General features: G+C 47.4%; 14 protein-coding genes. 4 read left to right on the top strand and 10 right to left on the bottom strand.

The features are described 5' to 3' along the window. Positions 1-25 precede the first annotated feature (25 nt). On the bottom strand, positions 26-928 hold the full coding sequence (locus KGF65_RS04035; RefSeq protein ID WP_050339111.1) for a Gfo/Idh/MocA family protein: 903 nt from the start codon (positions 926-928) through the stop codon (positions 26-28). 1,141 nt (positions 929-2,069) lie between these two features. Here KGF65_RS04035 and KGF65_RS04030 point away from each other — a divergent pair. Together KGF65_RS04030 and KGF65_RS04025 are read left to right on the top strand one after the other, a co-directional pair. After that, positions 2,070-2,834 (top strand): exodeoxyribonuclease III, encoded by a 765-nt coding sequence (locus KGF65_RS04030; RefSeq protein ID WP_021337446.1) that lies wholly within the window; start codon positions 2,070-2,072, stop codon positions 2,832-2,834. Positions 2,835-2,896: 62 nt separating this feature from the next. After that, positions 2,897-3,433, top strand: coding sequence for a 3'-5' exonuclease (locus KGF65_RS04025; RefSeq protein ID WP_003637891.1), 537 nt, complete (start codon positions 2,897-2,899; stop codon positions 3,431-3,433). A gap of 60 nt (positions 3,434-3,493) precedes the next feature. On the opposite strand, the gene KGF65_RS04020 is transcribed toward KGF65_RS04025, so the two are convergent. The 4 genes from KGF65_RS04020 to KGF65_RS04005 all read right to left on the bottom strand — a co-directional run bounded on the left by KGF65_RS04020 (position 3,494) and on the right by KGF65_RS04005 (position 6,286). Then, complete coding sequence (locus tag KGF65_RS04020) at positions 3,494-4,009, bottom strand: GNAT family N-acetyltransferase (protein WP_050339112.1); 516 nt, start codon at positions 4,007-4,009, stop codon at positions 3,494-3,496. Positions 4,010-4,014: 5 nt separating this feature from the next. Further along, entirely contained in the window at positions 4,015-4,476 is a 462-nt protein-coding gene (gene tsaE, locus KGF65_RS04015; protein ID WP_101873971.1) for a tRNA (adenosine(37)-N6)-threonylcarbamoyltransferase complex ATPase subunit type 1 TsaE, read from the bottom strand. Between the two features lie 116 nt (positions 4,477-4,592). After that, the gene (gene pta, locus KGF65_RS04010; RefSeq protein WP_105923692.1) at positions 4,593-5,570 is read right to left on the bottom strand and encodes a phosphate acetyltransferase; all 978 of its coding nucleotides are present in this window, start codon (positions 5,568-5,570) and stop codon (positions 4,593-4,595) included. Between the two features lie 23 nt (positions 5,571-5,593). Then, on the bottom strand, positions 5,594-6,286 hold the full coding sequence (locus KGF65_RS04005) for a uracil-DNA glycosylase (RefSeq protein WP_050339114.1): 693 nt from the start codon (positions 6,284-6,286) through the stop codon (positions 5,594-5,596). Positions 6,287-6,401: 115 nt separating this feature from the next. Between KGF65_RS04005 and KGF65_RS04000 the strand changes: the two genes are divergently transcribed. Next, positions 6,402-7,271: a Cof-type HAD-IIB family hydrolase gene (locus tag KGF65_RS04000; RefSeq protein WP_216748622.1), complete on the top strand. Its 870-nt coding sequence runs from the start codon at positions 6,402-6,404 to the stop codon at positions 7,269-7,271. A gap of 23 nt (positions 7,272-7,294) precedes the next feature. Continuing rightward, positions 7,295-7,882 carry an LURP-one-related/scramblase family protein gene (locus KGF65_RS03995; RefSeq protein ID WP_050339116.1) on the top strand — a complete coding sequence of 196 codons (588 nt, stop codon included), beginning with the start codon at positions 7,295-7,297 and terminating at the stop codon, positions 7,880-7,882. Positions 7,883-7,945: 63 nt separating this feature from the next. Here KGF65_RS03995 and KGF65_RS03990 read toward each other — a convergent pair whose 3' ends face one another. From KGF65_RS03990 to KGF65_RS03970, 5 genes are all read right to left on the bottom strand, one after another. Continuing rightward, entirely contained in the window at positions 7,946-8,698 is a 753-nt protein-coding gene (locus KGF65_RS03990; protein WP_216748621.1) for a Fic family protein, read from the bottom strand. Between the two features lie 1,078 nt (positions 8,699-9,776). Beyond that, positions 9,777-10,511 (bottom strand): amino acid ABC transporter ATP-binding protein, encoded by a 735-nt coding sequence (locus tag KGF65_RS03985; RefSeq protein WP_088769962.1) that lies wholly within the window; start codon positions 10,509-10,511, stop codon positions 9,777-9,779. A 2-nt stretch (positions 10,512-10,513) separates the two neighbouring features. After that, positions 10,514-11,950: an amino acid ABC transporter substrate-binding protein/permease gene (locus KGF65_RS03980; RefSeq protein ID WP_003637882.1), complete on the bottom strand. Its 1,437-nt coding sequence runs from the start codon at positions 11,948-11,950 to the stop codon at positions 10,514-10,516. Positions 11,951-12,489: 539 nt separating this feature from the next. Beyond that, positions 12,490-13,545 carry a bacterial Ig-like domain-containing protein gene (locus KGF65_RS03975; protein ID WP_216748620.1) on the bottom strand — a complete coding sequence of 352 codons (1,056 nt, stop codon included), beginning with the start codon at positions 13,543-13,545 and terminating at the stop codon, positions 12,490-12,492. After that, positions 13,521-17,291, bottom strand: coding sequence for a BspA family leucine-rich repeat surface protein (locus KGF65_RS03970; RefSeq protein WP_216748778.1), 3,771 nt, complete (start codon positions 17,289-17,291; stop codon positions 13,521-13,523). Before KGF65_RS03970 ends, KGF65_RS03975 begins: the two co-directional genes overlap by 25 nt. Between the last annotated feature and the right edge of the window lie 123 nt (positions 17,292-17,414).

Below are 17,414 nucleotides of genomic sequence, written 5' to 3'. Positions count from 1 at the left end.
GTCTATTATTCAATTTTATCACTTTTTAGTCACTTAATAAATGACGGCACACCGCGTGACTCGTAATCGCGGACGACGGTGCGACCGGATTCTCCCCGTGAGTCGCGACAGCCGTTAAGAAGGCCCGAATCAAAGGCGCAAACCCACGTTTTTCGAGCGTTGGTGTCCAGTCAGGAAAACTAGTCGTCAGCTGTTCAGCCGTCGTCAACACCGTTTTCGTGCTTAAATCAGTGACCATCGCACGCTGCTGTGCCGTTTGGACCGTCACTTGTTCTAAGTTTACGCCGCCGTACATGTTCGTCACGACCTGAAGTTGTTCGTGCGCGGTCTGAACGGTTAAGTAGCCTTGCGCTAAGGCGCCACTATCTGTCGTGACGATTCGGCCGGTAGTGTCTGCTAACGGTTCGTCCAATAAAAATAACCCGGTATCCACCATGTGAATCATCAAGTCAAAAACCGCTGTTTCAGGATCCTGCCCACCCGCTTCGCGAACCTTTTCCGCAACGATCAGTCGTTTGTCTGGCAAGGCCTTCAACTCCTGATTAAACGGGGCAAAGCGGCGATTGAAACCACAGGTCAATAGTAAGTGACGAGCAGCTGCTAAATCATATAAATTCTGGACGACTTGTAAGTCTGTTGCGACTGGTTTATCCACATAAACATGGATGCCGGCCAACAACAACTGCTTGATGATCGCACCATGCGTCTGAGTTGGCGTATGCACGAATACCGCATCCGGCTTTGTATCAATTAATTCTTCCAACGTCGCGTGCGTGTGTTGAAACCCATACATGGCTGCCAACTTCGCCCGCTTTTCCGCATTGCGTGTGGTCAAATGAAATTCATACTGATCCTGCATCGCTGCCATCACTGGTAGATACGCCTTTTGCGCGATATTGCCTAACCCCAGTACACCAATTTTTAACATATAGAATCCTCCCGTAACTTGTTTTGACTGATTATGACATTTTATGAATCATGATTAGAATATGCTAGTTTTTAAGTTCAAAAGCGGCCAGCTGAGACCCGCTGGAAAAAGTACGAGTTACCGTAAACTTGCTGTTGTAGATGCTTCCTAGTCCGTCTTCCAGGCATTTCTGACAATGCTGGAACGCGATGGACGCAGATTTAAGCCGAAGCCCACGTCTTAAATACTGGTCTTCCACGTTCTATACAACATTGCCGAAATGTGTTCGGGTCAGACTGAGACTTCCGGTTAGCTACGCCAGAACGCCAAGCGGAAATTCACCCCTTAACGCTCTAGCTAGGCTAATCCTCAGTCCCAACCCGTCTGAACCTCACACTCTGAAAACGCTGAGCATTGTCAGAAACACCTTCCAGCCGGAGATGGTATTCGAAAGGCAGACATGTGCGGACTCAACTTTTTGTTGGATTAGTCGCTGGTTCTTGGCACACGGTCATTTTATGAGTCAACTGTCAGATTAGTTGTTGAATGATTGCAATACTTTCTTACCCATGGTTTAACTTTTCGAATCATCAGGTTAACAGGAATTGCAGTATCTTTCTCTGGTTGATTGAGATTAGCAAGGGTTCGAATTATAAACGAAGACAATTCTATCGACTAATTTCAAGACTAGTTACCATAAAATTAGTGAGTAATATTTAGGGAACTTCTCAGTCCTCAAATGCTGTAAAGCACAACAGATATCGAATAAAAAGTTTGCCTGAAGATCCTGTCTCCTAATATTCAATGGTTAATTGCAACAAAATAGGTGGTCGTTTATCCGCCATTCGAGCAGCTTCCCGACTGTAGGGGTTGGCTGACAATGCTCAGTAGCCAAATTATTCTTAGTCGGAAGTGAATTTCTTCCGGCTTAGAATAAGACTCGCATTTGAAATTGCACAGGGATTTTCTGCGTGAGTTCAAATCGACGTCGGCTGCGCTCCAGCAATTGTCAGCCGGCCCCGGAAGTCGGACTAAGACGAGCAAATGCTGACGAACATCAATCCAACCAACATATCCCTATAATCCCATGACAAATCGACCCAATCATGACTGCTGACCGTGTTACAATAGTTGTAAATGACTCGAAAGGTCTGAAATTCACGTGAAACTTATTTCTTGGAACGTTAACGGACTGCGCGCTGCCGTCAAGCATGGCTTCATTGATGTTTTCAATGAACAGGATGCTGACTTTTTCTGCGTGCAGGAAACCAAATTACAAGCGGGTCAAATCGACCTCGACTTTCCCGGTTATCAACAGTATTGGAACTACGCGGAACGTAAGGGGTACTCAGGTACCGCGATCTTCACCAAGCACACCCCGCTGAATGTCACCTATGGCATCGGGGTACCAGAATTTGATACTGAGGGACGCGTCATTACCTTAGAGTACGCCGATTACTACGTGCTGACTTGCTACACGCCTAATTCCGGTGGCGAATTGAAACGCCTCGATTATCGCCAGCATTGGGAAGACGCCTTTTTAACTTACATCAATAGTCTAAGCGCCAATAAGCCGCTGATTTTCTGTGGTGATTTGAACGTCGCCCATGAAAATATCGATTTGAAGAACTGGCGCAGCAATCATCATAGTGCCGGGTTCACCGATGAAGAACGGGGCAAGTTTGACCGCCTCTTAGCGAACGGTTACACGGACACGTTCCGTCACTTCTATCCCGACCAAACGGATATTTATTCCTGGTGGAGCTATCGTGGTCATGCTCGTGACAATAATTCCGGTTGGCGCATCGACTACTTCATCACCTCGCAACAATTGGACGGTCAACTCCTCAACGCCCGCATTCTTAACGACGTCTTCGGTTCTGACCACTGCCCAGTGGAACTGGATATTATTTTACCGAACCGTTAACTTGAAATTTTACCGCAAGCTTTGTACGATAAAGCTATTCTTTAGAAACGGTGGTGGCAACTTTGAACTTTGTCGCAATGGACTTTGAAACGGCGAACGCCAAACGGGATAGTGCCTGTTCACTCGCACTGACCGTCGTCCGGAACAATCAAATCAGTGATGAGTTTTATACCCTCATCAAACCGGAAAGTGACTTCTTCTGGCGTAACGTTCAAATTCATGGCATTCATGAAGCAGACGTCGCCGATGCACCGAAATTTCCGGAAGTCTGGCAGCACATTGCGCCATTCTTCCAGCGTGATCGGTTAGTGATTGCCCACAACGCCCCATTTGATATTGGGGTGCTACGCAATACGCTCGCACACTATGGCATCAGCGCACCCGAATACCTATCCATGGATACGGTCAAGACGAGTAAGAAGTTCTACCCAGAACTGCCGAACCACAAGCTTGACACGCTCTGCCGTGCACTTGATATCGAGCTTCAACATCATCACAACGCCTTAGACGATAGCCTGGCCTGCGCCAATATTCTATTAACTGAGGCGCAAACTTTCGGCACCGAACAGCTAAAACCGTTCGTTCGCGTTCAGGGCTAATCACATCCATCAATCATCGCTCAGCAATTGCTGGGCTTTTTTTGTGCAATTCAAGCCAGTCTAGACCCAAAGACTCATATCGATTGCGGCCACCCGCTGGCCAGTCGGGTCGACGACCTCATAACTGGTGGCCGTACAATTTTCAAACCCTAAGTGTTGGTACAACTTGGCGGCACGGGTGTTGCGTAGCTGGACCGTCAAAACGAGTCGCTCGAGTGAACTATAATTGCGGGCCCAATCAAGGATTTCTTCGACTAACGCGGTCCCGAGTCCCATTCCCCAGAATTCCTTGAGGACGGCGACTCCGACTTCACCTTGCGCAGCACTAAAATCCGTACTGGCCTGAACGGTGCTAACGCCAATCAGTCGATCTCCCAGCACCGCCACAAAAATGACGTTGGTCGTGGTGCCGCTGATGCGTTCAATCTGTTCCGCTTCATCCGTTTCACTTAATTCTTCGATGCCATCATCAACCGTGAACGTGTTACTCTCACGTCCCAGTTGCGCTAACAACGCCAATAATTGCGCTGCATCCGTCACTTCAGCCGGACGAACGTCGACAACTTCTTCTGCCATGGTTGTCACTCCTTCAATTGATCAACCAGGTGTTGATAATGGTCGCCCTGCGGTTTGAATGTCATCACACGTTGATCGTCAGCGTCCGTGTCACGGCTGATGGCAATTCTCAAGTAGGTTGTGGGCAACAGCTCAGCAATAAATTGTGACCATTCAACAACACTGACACCATCACCATCAAAATACTCATCCAAACCTAAATCTTCCGCGCCACCATCTTCTAGCCGATAAACGTCCATGTGATACAGTGGCAATCTGCCCTGATGATATTCACGAATAAGCGTAAACGTCGGACTTTTGACATTATTCGGGATGCCGAGACTCTTCGCTAACCCCTTCGTAAAAGTGGTCTTGCCAGCACCCAGGTCACCATCTAGTAAGATTAGATCTCCTGGTTGAACTAACTGCCCAAGTTTGGCCCCGACTTGCATGGTCCCTTCCGGCGACGTTACCGTGATTGATTCCATATTCTTCCAACTCCTCATCCTATTTACAGCTTGACTGCTCTTATTATAGAAAAAACGGGGGAAACTTCAAAGTACAAGCTCTGAAGTTTCCCTCGTTTAACAAACTAAGTCAGCGTTTAAGCTAAGCCTTGAGCCGCGGTAATGATGGCGACCTTGTAGACATCTTCTTCGCTGCAACCACGTGACAAGTCAGAAACGGGCTTGTTCAAGCCTTGCAGAACGGGACCAACGGCTTCGAAATGACCGAAACGTTGCGCAATCTTGTAGCCAATGTTACCAGATTGGAGTTCTGGGAAGACGAAGACATTGGCATGGCCCGCAACTTTTGAACCTGGCGCCTTTTGTAACCCAACCTTTTCAACAAAGGCGGCGTCAAATTGCATTTCACCATCAATCGCTAATTCAGGGGCAGCCGCTTGTGCCTTGGCCGTTGCTTCCTGAACTTTAGTGACCATGTCGCCCTTGGCAGACCCCTTAGTCGAGAAGCTCAGCATTGCGACTTTCGGGTCAATATCAAAGACCTTGGCAGTCGCCGCACTCTGGGTCGCAATTTCGGCTAACGTATCTGCATCGGGATCAATGTTGATGGCACAGTCCGCGAAGACGTACCGTTCTTCACCCTTTTGCATGATGAAGGCCCCAGAAATGCGGTGTGAACCTGGCTTGGTCTTGATAATTTGTAAGGCTGGACGCACCGTATCACCAGTTGGGTGCACGGCACCAGAAACCATCCCGTCAGCCTTGCCCATGTATACGAGCATCGTGCCAAAGTAGTTTTCATCTTCCAACATCTTAGCAGCTTGTTCTGGCGTGTTCTTACCCTTACGCCGTTCAACCAGTGAATCAAGCATTGCTTGTTTATCTTTAGCCGGGTATGTCGCAGGATCAAGGACTTGAACACCTGCTAAATCAGCGTTCAAGTCTTTAGCCACGGCCTGAACCTTGTCCGTTGCGCCTAACACGATCGGCTTAACTAAGCCATCCGCTGCTAACCGTGCAGCGGCGCCGACAATTCGGGGTTCAGTGCCTTCAGGAAAAACAATTGTTTGATCTTGACCAGTAATCTTTTGTGATAATGACTCGAATAAATCCATGTGATAACCCTCCAATAAATTAATTAATGCTCGAGATTGACGTGTTCTGGTAACTGCCAGTTAATTGGCTGCTCGCCAAAGGATGTTAACGCAATGTTCGTTTTGGAAAATGGCTTCGAACCGAAAAAGCCACGGTAAGCTGATAACGGGCTCGGATGCGGTGCTTGTAACACCACGTTGGTCTGCGTGTTGATCAGTTTGATTTTCGAACGAGCTGCCTTGCCCCACAAAATAAAGACGACCGGCGTCTCCCGTTCTGATAACCGCTGAATGGCAACGTCCGTTAGCCGTTCCCAGCCTTTGCCCGCGTGTGAAAAAGCGACCCCATTTTGGACCGTTAAGACGGAGTTCAACAACAACACACCCTGCTTGGCCCAGCTCTCTAAGTACCCGTGCTCGACCGGTGTACAGCCGACATCATCCTGTAATTCTTTATAAATATTGCCTAATGATGGCGGTACCGCCACTCCGGGTAGCACGGAGAAGCTCAATCCGTGCGCCTGACCAGGACCATGATACGGATCCTGACCTAAAATAACGACCTTTGTGTCAGCAAATGGCGTCCATTCAAAGGCCTGAAAAATATTGTACATGTCCGGGTGAATATTTTTCGTTCGGTATTCATTTTTCAAAAATTCGTGCAATTGGTGGTAATAGGGCTTCTCAAACTCCGGTTTTAAGACGTCCCACCAGTCCGTATGAATAAACGCTTTCATCCTTAACACCTCTCGTTTTATTGTATCATAACCAAAACCGGTAATGATAATAATTCTGTATTCAGACCCAAACATGTTAGAATGTAATTATTAAGACAACTAAGGATGTGACAACATGATTTCGATTATCGCCTCTGACATGGACGGAACGTTACTCAACAATGAAATGGTCGTTTCTGATTTTAACGCTGACGCCATCCGTCAAGCACAACAGCAAGGCGTGCACTTTATCGTTTCCACCGGACGCCGCTTTTCCGAAGCCCAACCGCTCCTGGCTGCCCAGGGAATTACCGCCCCACTCATTACGTTGAATGGTGCCGAAGTATATGATGCTTCCGGCAAGATGCTCGACATGGTGCCAATTACGAATAGCGTTGCCCGTGCTGTATTCCATACGTTAACGGCTCAAGACTATTACTTTGAAGTTGTGGGCAACGACGGAATCTATTCCAATAACAAAGCCAAACGAATCGAACAAATTGCCCATCTTTTAACCAACTTGAATCCAGACACGACTTTTAAAATCGCGGTCTCACTTGCTTCTGCTCGTTTGGAATTAATGGACATCAATTACGTGGATAATTATAACGAGCTACTAGACGACCCGACTAAGCACGTGATGAAGATTATCGCGTTTAGTGAAGAAGGTCCTAGCAAGCTCAAGCCACTGAGCGACGAGATTCTCGCCAAACACTCATCGCTTAAGATTACGTCTTCATCCGCTTCCAACATTGAAATCAATAACATCAACGCGCAAAAAGGGATCGCGGTCGAACGCTGCGCCAACATGCTCAACACGCCAATGAGTGACGTGATGGCGATTGGTGACAATAACAACGACGTCTCAATGCTCGAACTCGCTGGTGTCAGCTACGCGATGGGCAATGCCAGTCCTGAAGTCAAACAACTGGCGCGCTACATCACGGATACCAACGTCAACGATGGCGTGGGCAAAGCGATTCTCGAGGTGCTTGCGAAACAATAGTTTCCGGAAAACGGAGGTTGAAGATGCGTAAATTATATTTCAGCCGCAATAGCTTCGCCCAAGGTGCTCGGATTGTTCGCGACGCGCATAATCAATCCCACTACCTCTTAGTCGGACGCTGGGGGCGACGCCAAGATGCGCTCAGTCTATATGCCATCCAAGGTGAACTACTGGCCGAGATTCGACAAACGACTCTGGGCTTATTACCAAAATTTGATTTGTACTATAATCGCCAAAACGTCGGCTCCATCAGTAAAACGCTCGGTTTTTGGCACGAGATGCTCTACGTTCGCAAACTTCGCTGGATCATCATGGGCAGTTTAAACGCTGAAAGCTACCGCATTTATCACGGGACTGAATTAGTGATGACGATGCGGCCAGTCGTCACGACGAACGGTGAAGCCTTCGAATTAGCCATCACCGAACCGACCACTGAACCGCTCTGTATCTGCATTGCAGCGATTCTCGACCATTGGCAAAAGCCAACAAATCGCACCCGGACACCCGTTGCAAAAAAGGGCCTTAAAGTTAGTTTTGGTGAAAGCAACTACACCCTGACGCCCCATGATAAAGTCGCCCAACACTATAACTGCGGACGCGGTTCACACTGACGAGTACTGATAATAGCCAAAAAATCTGAACGGTTAAATGTTGAATTTAGCCGTTCAGATTTTTTAGTCTAATTCATGATTGGGTTCTGGGAAGAAGCGGGCAATCATGCCTTGGTAATTATCTTGTTCATGCCCTAGCGTATCAATTAAAGATCCAGGTGTCGTTTTAAAGGTCTTTAACCCACGCAAATAATAAGGTTTAGTGTCTTCACGGATAATCAATGGGACCGCCCCACTTCGGCAACCTTCCTTAAATATTAATAAGCGTCCGATTCTGCCATTGCCATCACTGAATGGGTGAATCCTTTCAAACTGCCAATGAAATTTGGCGATGGCGCTCAAATCACGACCTGTTTGGCCTGAAGCTTCCCACTCTGAAAACAAGTCAGCAATCGCTTGAGGGGTATCTGCGGGACTAGTCGTTTCCGTGGCATCGAGAAAGCCAATCTGATTCGGCACTATTTTGAAGCCGCCCACATGATACTTGGCATCATTTTCTTGACTGGTCGCGCGTTTGAGAATGCGATGTAATTCGAAGACGTACGCACTGGTTACCGGTACCTCAACAGTATCTAAAAGATAGTCAAAAGCGCGAAAATGGTTAGCTGTTTCTAGGACATCATCAACTTTGATTGCCTGCCCGTCATTGGCAAAAACCGTCCCCGTATCAAAAATCTGTTGTGTCTGATCTTCAGTCAACTGTGTGCCTTCCATATGATTCGAGTTATAAGAAAACAATATTTGTATCCAGTAATATAAACTTCCTGATAATTGCTTGTCACGTTCATTCTTTAGCTCAGCGACTAAATTTTTCATGGCTTCATCTCATTTCACATTTAGTATAGCATGCCTAGTCGTGAGACGGCATTTTACTGTGCTTGGCGCGCACAGTTACAAACAGCGTCCCAGACGGTCGCGTCGGGTTCGACCATGTAGACAATCATAAATCACACCTTGTGCCAGTTAATTTGTCATGAATCATGAGTAAAACGTGCCAATCAATGGATTCCTGTTCGTCAGCCAGCCCCTACAGTCGGGAACCCGCTCGAATGGCGGATGAACGACCGCCTATTCAGGTACAATTGATCATTGAATATTACGAAACTGGCTCTTCATGCAAACTTTTGAATCATCATGGATGATGATTTATGGCATTTAAATGCTAGGAAGATTATTCATTAACCTCAATAGTAACTAATCTTGAAAGAAGTCGCTAGAATTGCCTTTCGTTTAACTGCTAGAGTTTGATATTTTATGTGATTTGACAAGACCCATTTAACGTTTCTGCAACGCTGCTGTTTCGCCAACACGAGTCTCCCAACATGGCGACTAGTGGCCCAAGTTTTACAGTTAGATGTCAAATAGCTGTTTACTTAAGTGTCAACGACCAACTCCTCAAAGGTGGGGTCCGCACATGTCCGCCTTTCGAATACCATCCAGGCGAAGGTGTTTCTGACAATGCTCAGCGGCTCCTAGAGTGTGAGGTTCAGACGGGTTGGGACTGAGGATTAGCCTAGCTAGAGCGTTAAGCGGTGAACTTCCGCTTGGCGTTCTGGCGTAGCTAACCGGAAGTCCCAGTCTGACCCGAACACGTTTCATCCATATTGCAGGAGACATGGAAGACCAGTATTTAAGACGTGGTTTGTCGGCTTAAATCTGTGTCCATCGCGTTCCAGCGTTGTCAGAAATGCCTGGAAGCCGGTGTAGGACGCAGCTATCAAATCAGGTTTACGCTAATTCGTTTTGTTTCCAGTGGGCCTCAGCTGGTTGCTTTTGAACTTAATAATTGGCACGTTTTGATCACTTTTAATACCAATAACTAGCACAACACGTATAAGGCTTAAAAAATTGGCACGCCTCCATCATGAGACGTGCCAATCAAATATCCTATTCACTAAACATTAATAACTTTCTCGAGGAAGTCCTGTAGCCGGGGACTCTTAGGATGATTGAAGACATCCGCAGGTTTACCCGTTTCTTGAATCAGGCCGTCAGCCATGAAGACGACACGGTCCGCGACTTCTTTGGCAAAGCCCATTTCGTGTGTGACCACAATCATGGTCATCCCATCGGCGGCTAGCTTCTTCATAACGTCCAAGACATCGCCGACCATTTCAGGGTCCAGGGCAGACGTTGGTTCATCAAATAGCATGATTTTGGGATGCATTGCTAACGCGCGGGCGATGGCGACCCGTTGCTTTTGCCCACCAGATAATGATTTCGGCATTGCGTCAGCTTTATCAGACAACCCAACCGTCGCTAACAAATCACGCGCCGTTTTTTCGGCTTCTTGTTGGGTTTCCTTTTTAAGCTGAGTCGGTGCTAAGGTGATATTTTGTAACACCGATAAGTGCGGGAATAAGTTAAAGTGTTGGAACACCATCCCGATATTTTCACGCACTAAGTTGATGTTGGTCCCTTTGTCAGATAGGTCGTAGCCACTAATCACGACTTGCCCCTGCGTTGGCACTTCCAAATCATTAAGACAGCGCAAGAACGTACTCTTACCGGAACCAGAGGGCCCAATCATACAAACGACTTCGTTATCTTGAACTTCGAGGTTTAACCCCTTCAAGACTTCGTTGTCACCGTAACTCTTATGCAAATCTTTGACACTTACTTTCGCCATGCCTAGTTAATCCTCCTTTGAACCCAGTTAGATAACCATGTTAATAACGTAATGATAACCAAGTAAATAATCGCAATCATCAGCCAAATCTTGAACCCTTCAAAGTTCCGGGCGATAATCAGCGTCCCAGTTTGAGTCAATTCAACGATCCCGATAACGGACAGAATCGACGTATCCTTCAACGTAATAATAAATTGGTTGATAAATGACGGAATCATAATCCGAATTCCTTGAGGCATGATGACCTTGCGCATCGCCGTCCAGTAAGGTAAGCCCAGTGAGCGCGCCGCTTCCATTTGGCCATCATCAACGGCCGCAAAGCCCCCTTTGACGAACGCCCCGGTATAGGCCCCTTCATTCAGCATCAGCGTAATCATCCCGGCGATGAATGCTGGAATCTTAAACCCGTGCCCAATCAGATCTGGGAACCCGATGTAGATGAAGAAAGCCAGCACCATCAGTGGCATCCCCCGGAAAATATAAATGATCGTGCTAGAGATTGCTGGACCAACTTTACCAGGCATAACGCCGAGCACTCCGAGGATGAGGCCAAGAATCGTGGCTAAAATAATTGAAATAACCGTTAATTCCAAAGTCATCCATAACCCAGAACCAATTGTATCAAGGTTTTGCGTGAACAAACCGATAAAGGTCCGGCTGCTGGCTGTTTCACCAGTCAATGATGATTCACTGGAATTCAAGTACTTATTGACGATCTTCTTGTAAGTTCCATCCGCTTTGATGGCCTTCAGCCCAGCGTTGAACTTCTTCAACAGTTCGGCATTTTTACCCTTTTTAACGGCAAAGCCATAGTCACCAGCGGCATATTGCTTGGTCACGATCTTCAATTGAATCCCATTTTTAATCCCATATGACATCACGGGATAGTCTTCAAAACAGGCTGCCGAGTTACCGACTTTCACGTCGTTATACATATTGTTGGAATCATTGAAATACTTGATTTTAAAGCCATATTTGCTTTGAATCGACTTCGCATAAGCAGCACCGGCCGTCCCAGTCTTCAACGCGACCGTCTTGCCTTTCAACTGCTTAAAGTTCTTGACCTTACTATCCTTGGCGACCGCCATAACGACGCCAGACGTATAGTAAGCATTCGAAAAATCGAACGTCTTCTTACGTTCGGCCGTAATATTCATTCCGGCAATCACCCCGTCAACTTGGTTTGCACTAAGCTGCTGAACGGCGGCACCAAAACTGATCGCTTTAAGTTTATAATTGATGTTTTCTTTTTTAGCAATCGCTTTTAAAATATCAATATCAATTCCCTTGTACTTACCACCCTTGGCCTGAAATTCAAACGGCGCAAAGGTCGTATCCGTTGCAATGGTGTATGTTTTCGCCTGCGCCTGGGTACCAACTGCAAACCAGCTTCCCAACGCTGCTAACAACATGACAACCGCAACTTGCCACTTTCTCATCGACGAGACCTCCTCAAAAAATTACCGAAACGGTATGTCATAAAATATAACATAATTCATGGCTCGCGACCAATCCGATTTGTTATCTTTTTCTCATTATGCTTTAAGGATGGCGCTAAAAACGAGGTTTAACTTAATAAAATTAAGTTAAATGTCAATTTCAAAAAAGAATCTAACGAAAGCACCGTGATTTAACGTTTTATAATTTAGTGAGCCTGTCATCTTAGGTCCATATAACTCAACCTCATCTGTAGAATAGGCTGACCAAGCCGTTGTGATGATAGAAAACGTTTCACCACGCACTCGATGTCTCCTTTCCAAAATGGCTTTTAGCAATCACTTTATCAGTCTCAAAACGACAGTCACTTCAAGTTACGAAATGACTGCCGTTCTGAAAACAGTTGATTTAAGGGGTGCCTGCTAGTTGTCTGACCAGCAATCATGACGACCCTCACAATGATATTCTTCGACCCAACTGGGTTGCGACTGACTTGCAATGACAATCAATGACAGCTGCACCCTATCTTTTCGAACACAGATTAATCTTCATGTTCGAAGTGCCGACGCCATGCCGCCAGTCCACTAAGCCCTAATAGTCCGACTAATCCTAATACGACTGCGCCCACTGATGCCGAGGCATTAGCTTCACTTGTTTGTGGCAATTGACCATGGCGGTTAGTTGCCTCAGTTGCGCTTGACTTAGCTGATTGCGTCGAATTAGTTGACGTGACATTAGCGGTTGCATTTTGTGCAATTGCATCCGCTTTTGCCGACCGGACCAGTGTCTTAGCGGTGCCTCCACCATTGCTATGATGCTGGGTCGTTTTCGCTGGTCGAACAGTCGCAGTTGGCCGGCTTCGACCTGGCCGGCTAGCTGATGCCTGACCATGATGGTTTGTTTCCGGCTGCGTCGTCTCATTTGTCGACTGATCATCAGGAATCACATCAGGTTGCGTACTGGTCTCCTGGTCATTGCCACCCGGATTCGTTGTACCCATATCGGGTTTGGTACTATCCGTATCGTTATCTGGTTTGGAGCTATCTGTATCCCCCGTGCCAGGTTTCGTATTGTCTTCACTATTATCTGGTTGGGGCTGATCAGGATTATTGTCATCGGGCTTAGTCTGACCACCATCTGAATCTGGTTCATCCGGCTTGACCTCGTCACCGTTGCCATTTTCGTCGGGATCAACTGGTGGTGCGACGACGGTAATCAGTGCCGTTTCACTGATGGCATTACCGACCGCATCCGTGTAAGCATAAGTTATCTGATAACGACCAGCCGTCTGAGTATCGACTTTACCAGTCACGGTCAAATCAGTTAGCGCGAGCGCATGGCCTGTTGCATCAACCACTTGCACGAGGTTATCCGCAGCTTGCCAAGCAGTACCGACCGTCAATTGACTGTCGCGGACTTGAATCGCTGCTTGACTCGCGGCAACCGTGACAATTGTTTGACCCGTGACTAGGTTCCCAGCTTCGTCAAGGTATCGTAACGTTAACTGATACGTCCCTGGCTTGCTTAAGTCTGGCAGGCTGTCAGTCGTCACTTGTTTAAGCTGTGCGGCAGTCAGTGCTTGCCCATTGGCCCGCAACTATGGGCCCCATCAATGCTGTCAGCAAGCTCCCAAGAGGTCTGAGGACCAGCAATCAAGCTGACTGGTTGTCCGACCAAGACCGCTTGGCTAGCAACCGTTGTCACGTCAAACTGGCCGATATGTTGCTGACCTAATGAATCTAAATAACGAAATTGAACGGTTTGCGGTTGCCCAATTTTGGCAGTACTCAAATCCGGATGATTGAGCAACTGAATGTTGGCATTCGTCGCCTCAATTGACTGACCCATTCCATCGCTCACTTGTTGAATTGCGGCCAAATACTGCCAAGTCGCAGTTGGCCCAGCAATAACCGTCGTCGGTTGCGTCGTGATCGTTGCTTGATCGACAGTCACTTTTAATTGTGCAGTTTTCAAGTTACCCACTTCATCCATAAATGTGAGCGTGACTAATTGAGCGCCAGCACGGTCGGCAGTAATCGGACTCATCGTCAATTGGCCGGCTGCCAAATTAGTGAGTGGTTGTCCGGTTGCATCCTGAACATTGGCCACTAAGTCCGTTGCCTTGAGATTGATCACTTCATGCGGCCAAATTACTTGGTCGGCCTTGGCAGTGATGCCAGCTTTGGACGCTTGCGTCGTTACTACAACAGTAACTTGTTGTATCTGGCCGAGGTCATCGGTATAAGTCAGTGTAATTGATTGCGGGACACCCACCATGGCGCTCGTTAAATTAGGCTGATCATAACTGAGCTTGGCCTGTTGTGCATCAATCGTTTGGCCATTCGAGTCCGTAAGTGCCTCAATGTTGTCTATATAATTCCAAGTAGCGGTTGGCCCGGCAATTAACATCGTATTTTTCCCGCTGATCGTCGCAAAATCGACCGTCACAACTGATTGCGTCGTTAACACATTGCCATAAGCGTCCGTGTAAGTCAGCGTTACGGTTTGCGGACCACTAGTCTTCGCGTCAAACCCCTGCATTGTGACCGCACTTGTATCAGTCAATGCGGTACCAGTCACATCCGTCAACTCAGTGACCAGTGTCTTAGCACTCACCTGAGCAGCCTTATCAGCGAACACAATCACTTCTGGTTGGCTGTTGAGGGTTGCCGCAGATGCTACGACGTTGACCGTCGTTGTCACAGTATGCACGTTGTCTAGCGCATCCGTGTAGGTCAACGTAATCCGTTGGGTACCTGGCGTCTTTAAGTCGGGTTGTTTGTCAGCCACGATATTCAAAGCGTTCCATTGTTCTGGCGCAATCATCTGGCCGTCAAAATCAGTGACATGGGTCAGATAATCATGAAAATCCCAGCCCGTCTGATTAGGACCAATACCAATCATACTATCCTGGATAGCTAAGGTCGCTTGACTCGCAATCATTGTGACGGGCACCTCAGTCGTGTGGCGCTGGCCAGTGTCATCCGTGAAAGCTAGGGTTACTTGTTGTGTGCCTGGTTGGCTCATATCGAGACCGCTGACCGTGATTCGATCAATTTCTGCCGCACTCAATTGCTGACCCGCAGCATTTAGAGATTGGGTTTCATCAATCAAGTCTGACAGTTGGTAGGCCGCGTGTGGCCCCATCTTAATCGTTACTGCCCGACCGACGAGCTTGGTCTGATTCGGAGCAATCACAATCGTACTAGTTGCCTCATGTTTCACACCGTAACCATCAATATATTGTAAGGCCACTTGATAGGTGCCAGCCGTCTGCGCATCCACCGTCGTCACGGCCGTATCTCCGTTGACACTCAATACTTTGACTAACTCGTCAACGTTGGCACTAATATCAGCACCGGTCACGTCTTTCAAGGTCGCAACGCTATCAGCTAGCTTCCAGGTCGTATTGGGCCCAGCAATTAATCCCGTCACATCGGCCGCTGTTAACTCAGATTGCGAAGGCGCCGTTTCCCAGACCCAAGTAGTCGTTGCAGTTGGATTGGTCGTGCCATTATATAAGGCCATCAAACCAGCTGAGTCATAGCGCTGAGTGGCGTCTGCCTGATTGACCCAATAGCCGGAATAACCGGTCCCCGTTGAAATTGCGGGCAACATACTACCCGTTAATTTGCTCGTCGCGCCAAGGGTCAACTGTTGTAAATTAAATGGCACCGAATTTTGCCGATTATCTTGGTTGATCAACATCTTAGTCATTGTCGCCGAACGCATGTCGAGTGCCGACAAATCCAAGGTAGTCAGTTTAGATGTTCCCTGAAACATGTAGTTCATGTCGGTTAATTTGGCAGAAGTTTGCCAGCCACTCAAGTCAACGTGGGTCAATTGGTCATCATAAATAAACATCGAACCCATGCTGGTCACATTTGGCAATTGCCAACCATGCAGATCTACCGATTTCAACTGCATGGTCCCACTAGCAGCACCGGCAAACATCCCGCCAATATTGGTCACCATGCGCGTATCCCAGGCACTTAAATCAATCGTGGTCAGTGCCGTATCTGAATTAAACATCATAAAAAGATTGACCGGCTTAGTCTGATTGAGCTGCCAGTGACTTAAATCAATCGTTTGCAGGGACTTGTTATTCGCGAACATGCTGTTAAAGCCCGTTCCGGCACTGACATCCCAATTCGCAATGCCAGAGAAATCACTGATCGCCGTGTTAGTGAACATGTGACTGAAATCCGTTACTTTGGAAGTATCCAAATTTTCGAATCCTTGAATCGTTTTGAGGTTGGACGTACTGAAAAATAGCCAACTGAGATCGTCGCCAGCATTGACTTTGCCATCAATCACGACTTGGGTGAGTTGTTTGCCGAAATTGCCAACAAGTGATCCCACGTCAGCATTCGACCAATCGCCCGCACCAATTGTCAGTACGCCATCATCGGTCATCGTCCAGGCACTGGTTCCAATCGTTCCACTGGAAGTTACGGTTGCCGGCTGCACGCTTCTTAATACTGCTCGACTCATCTTGGCAGCTGTTGGGACTATACTCGAATCGTCCTGAACGGTGGACTCAGTGTTCGTTCGTGTCTGATTGGTCGCCGCTTCAGATTCAGTTAACGTGGTTGCTGCATTAATCGTCGCGTCGGTAGTGTTGGTCGTTGATGAGGCATCGGCCGACGCAGCCGTCGTTTTTGCTGTCGCAGCTGGGTTGACCACCGAGTCTGTGGATGTTGTCGGTGATGCTGCATCCGGTTCGGTGTTCGCAGTCGTAATATTTTTCTCGTCGGTTGTTGTTGTCGTATCCGCTTTAGTTTCGGTGGTTGCCACGGTGGTCTGTTTGCCATTCACTGTAGCTTGTTGAGTGTCATTAGCTGGATTAGCAATGCTAGCCTGCGCGCGGCTCGATGTCGGCTGAGTTGTTGACTGATTTGCTGTTGATGTGCCAGGCATCTGCGTATCAGTCGCATTTGACTGTGCATGTGCATTATCGTTGGTCAAACTAGTATCAGTCTTCATAGCGACCCGTCCCGTAGCTGACCCAGATGTATTGCAGCTGGAATCGGTTATATTTTCAGTCTGCTGATTTTCCGCACTAGATGTTGATTCACCTTTGGTACTCGTCTCATCAGTCTGAGCTTGTGAAGCCCCCTGCTCATTCTGCTTGTTCAAAACCACCGTTTTACCTGTTGCCACGCTGGCTTGGTTGGTCATCGCCGCACTCGTCGTTGACTGAGTCGAAACCTTATTTTCCTGGTCTGCACGTCCAATAATTGGGCTAATGCCAATGGTTGCGACCGTTATCCCTGCAAATACCCAGAAACGGCCCTTTTTATACATTTTATAATACTGTTTTTCCGTTTGTACATGACGCATATCGATGTCCCCCTAGATAATAACCGTGTGTCAGTTTGTACATGTTTTGATTCATTAAAGTATCGTTTACTTTTCGGGTCTCCAATCCGAATGGCATAAAATTAACGTTCGTTTTTAATTTAT

Source organism: Lactiplantibacillus sp. 30.2.29 (assembly GCF_018991255.1).
GTDB classification, from domain to species: domain Bacteria; phylum Bacillota; class Bacilli; order Lactobacillales; family Lactobacillaceae; genus Lactiplantibacillus; species Lactiplantibacillus pentosus.
The sequence above is the reverse complement of the archived record's forward strand: the minus strand, read 5'-3'. Positions and strand labels throughout refer to the sequence as shown.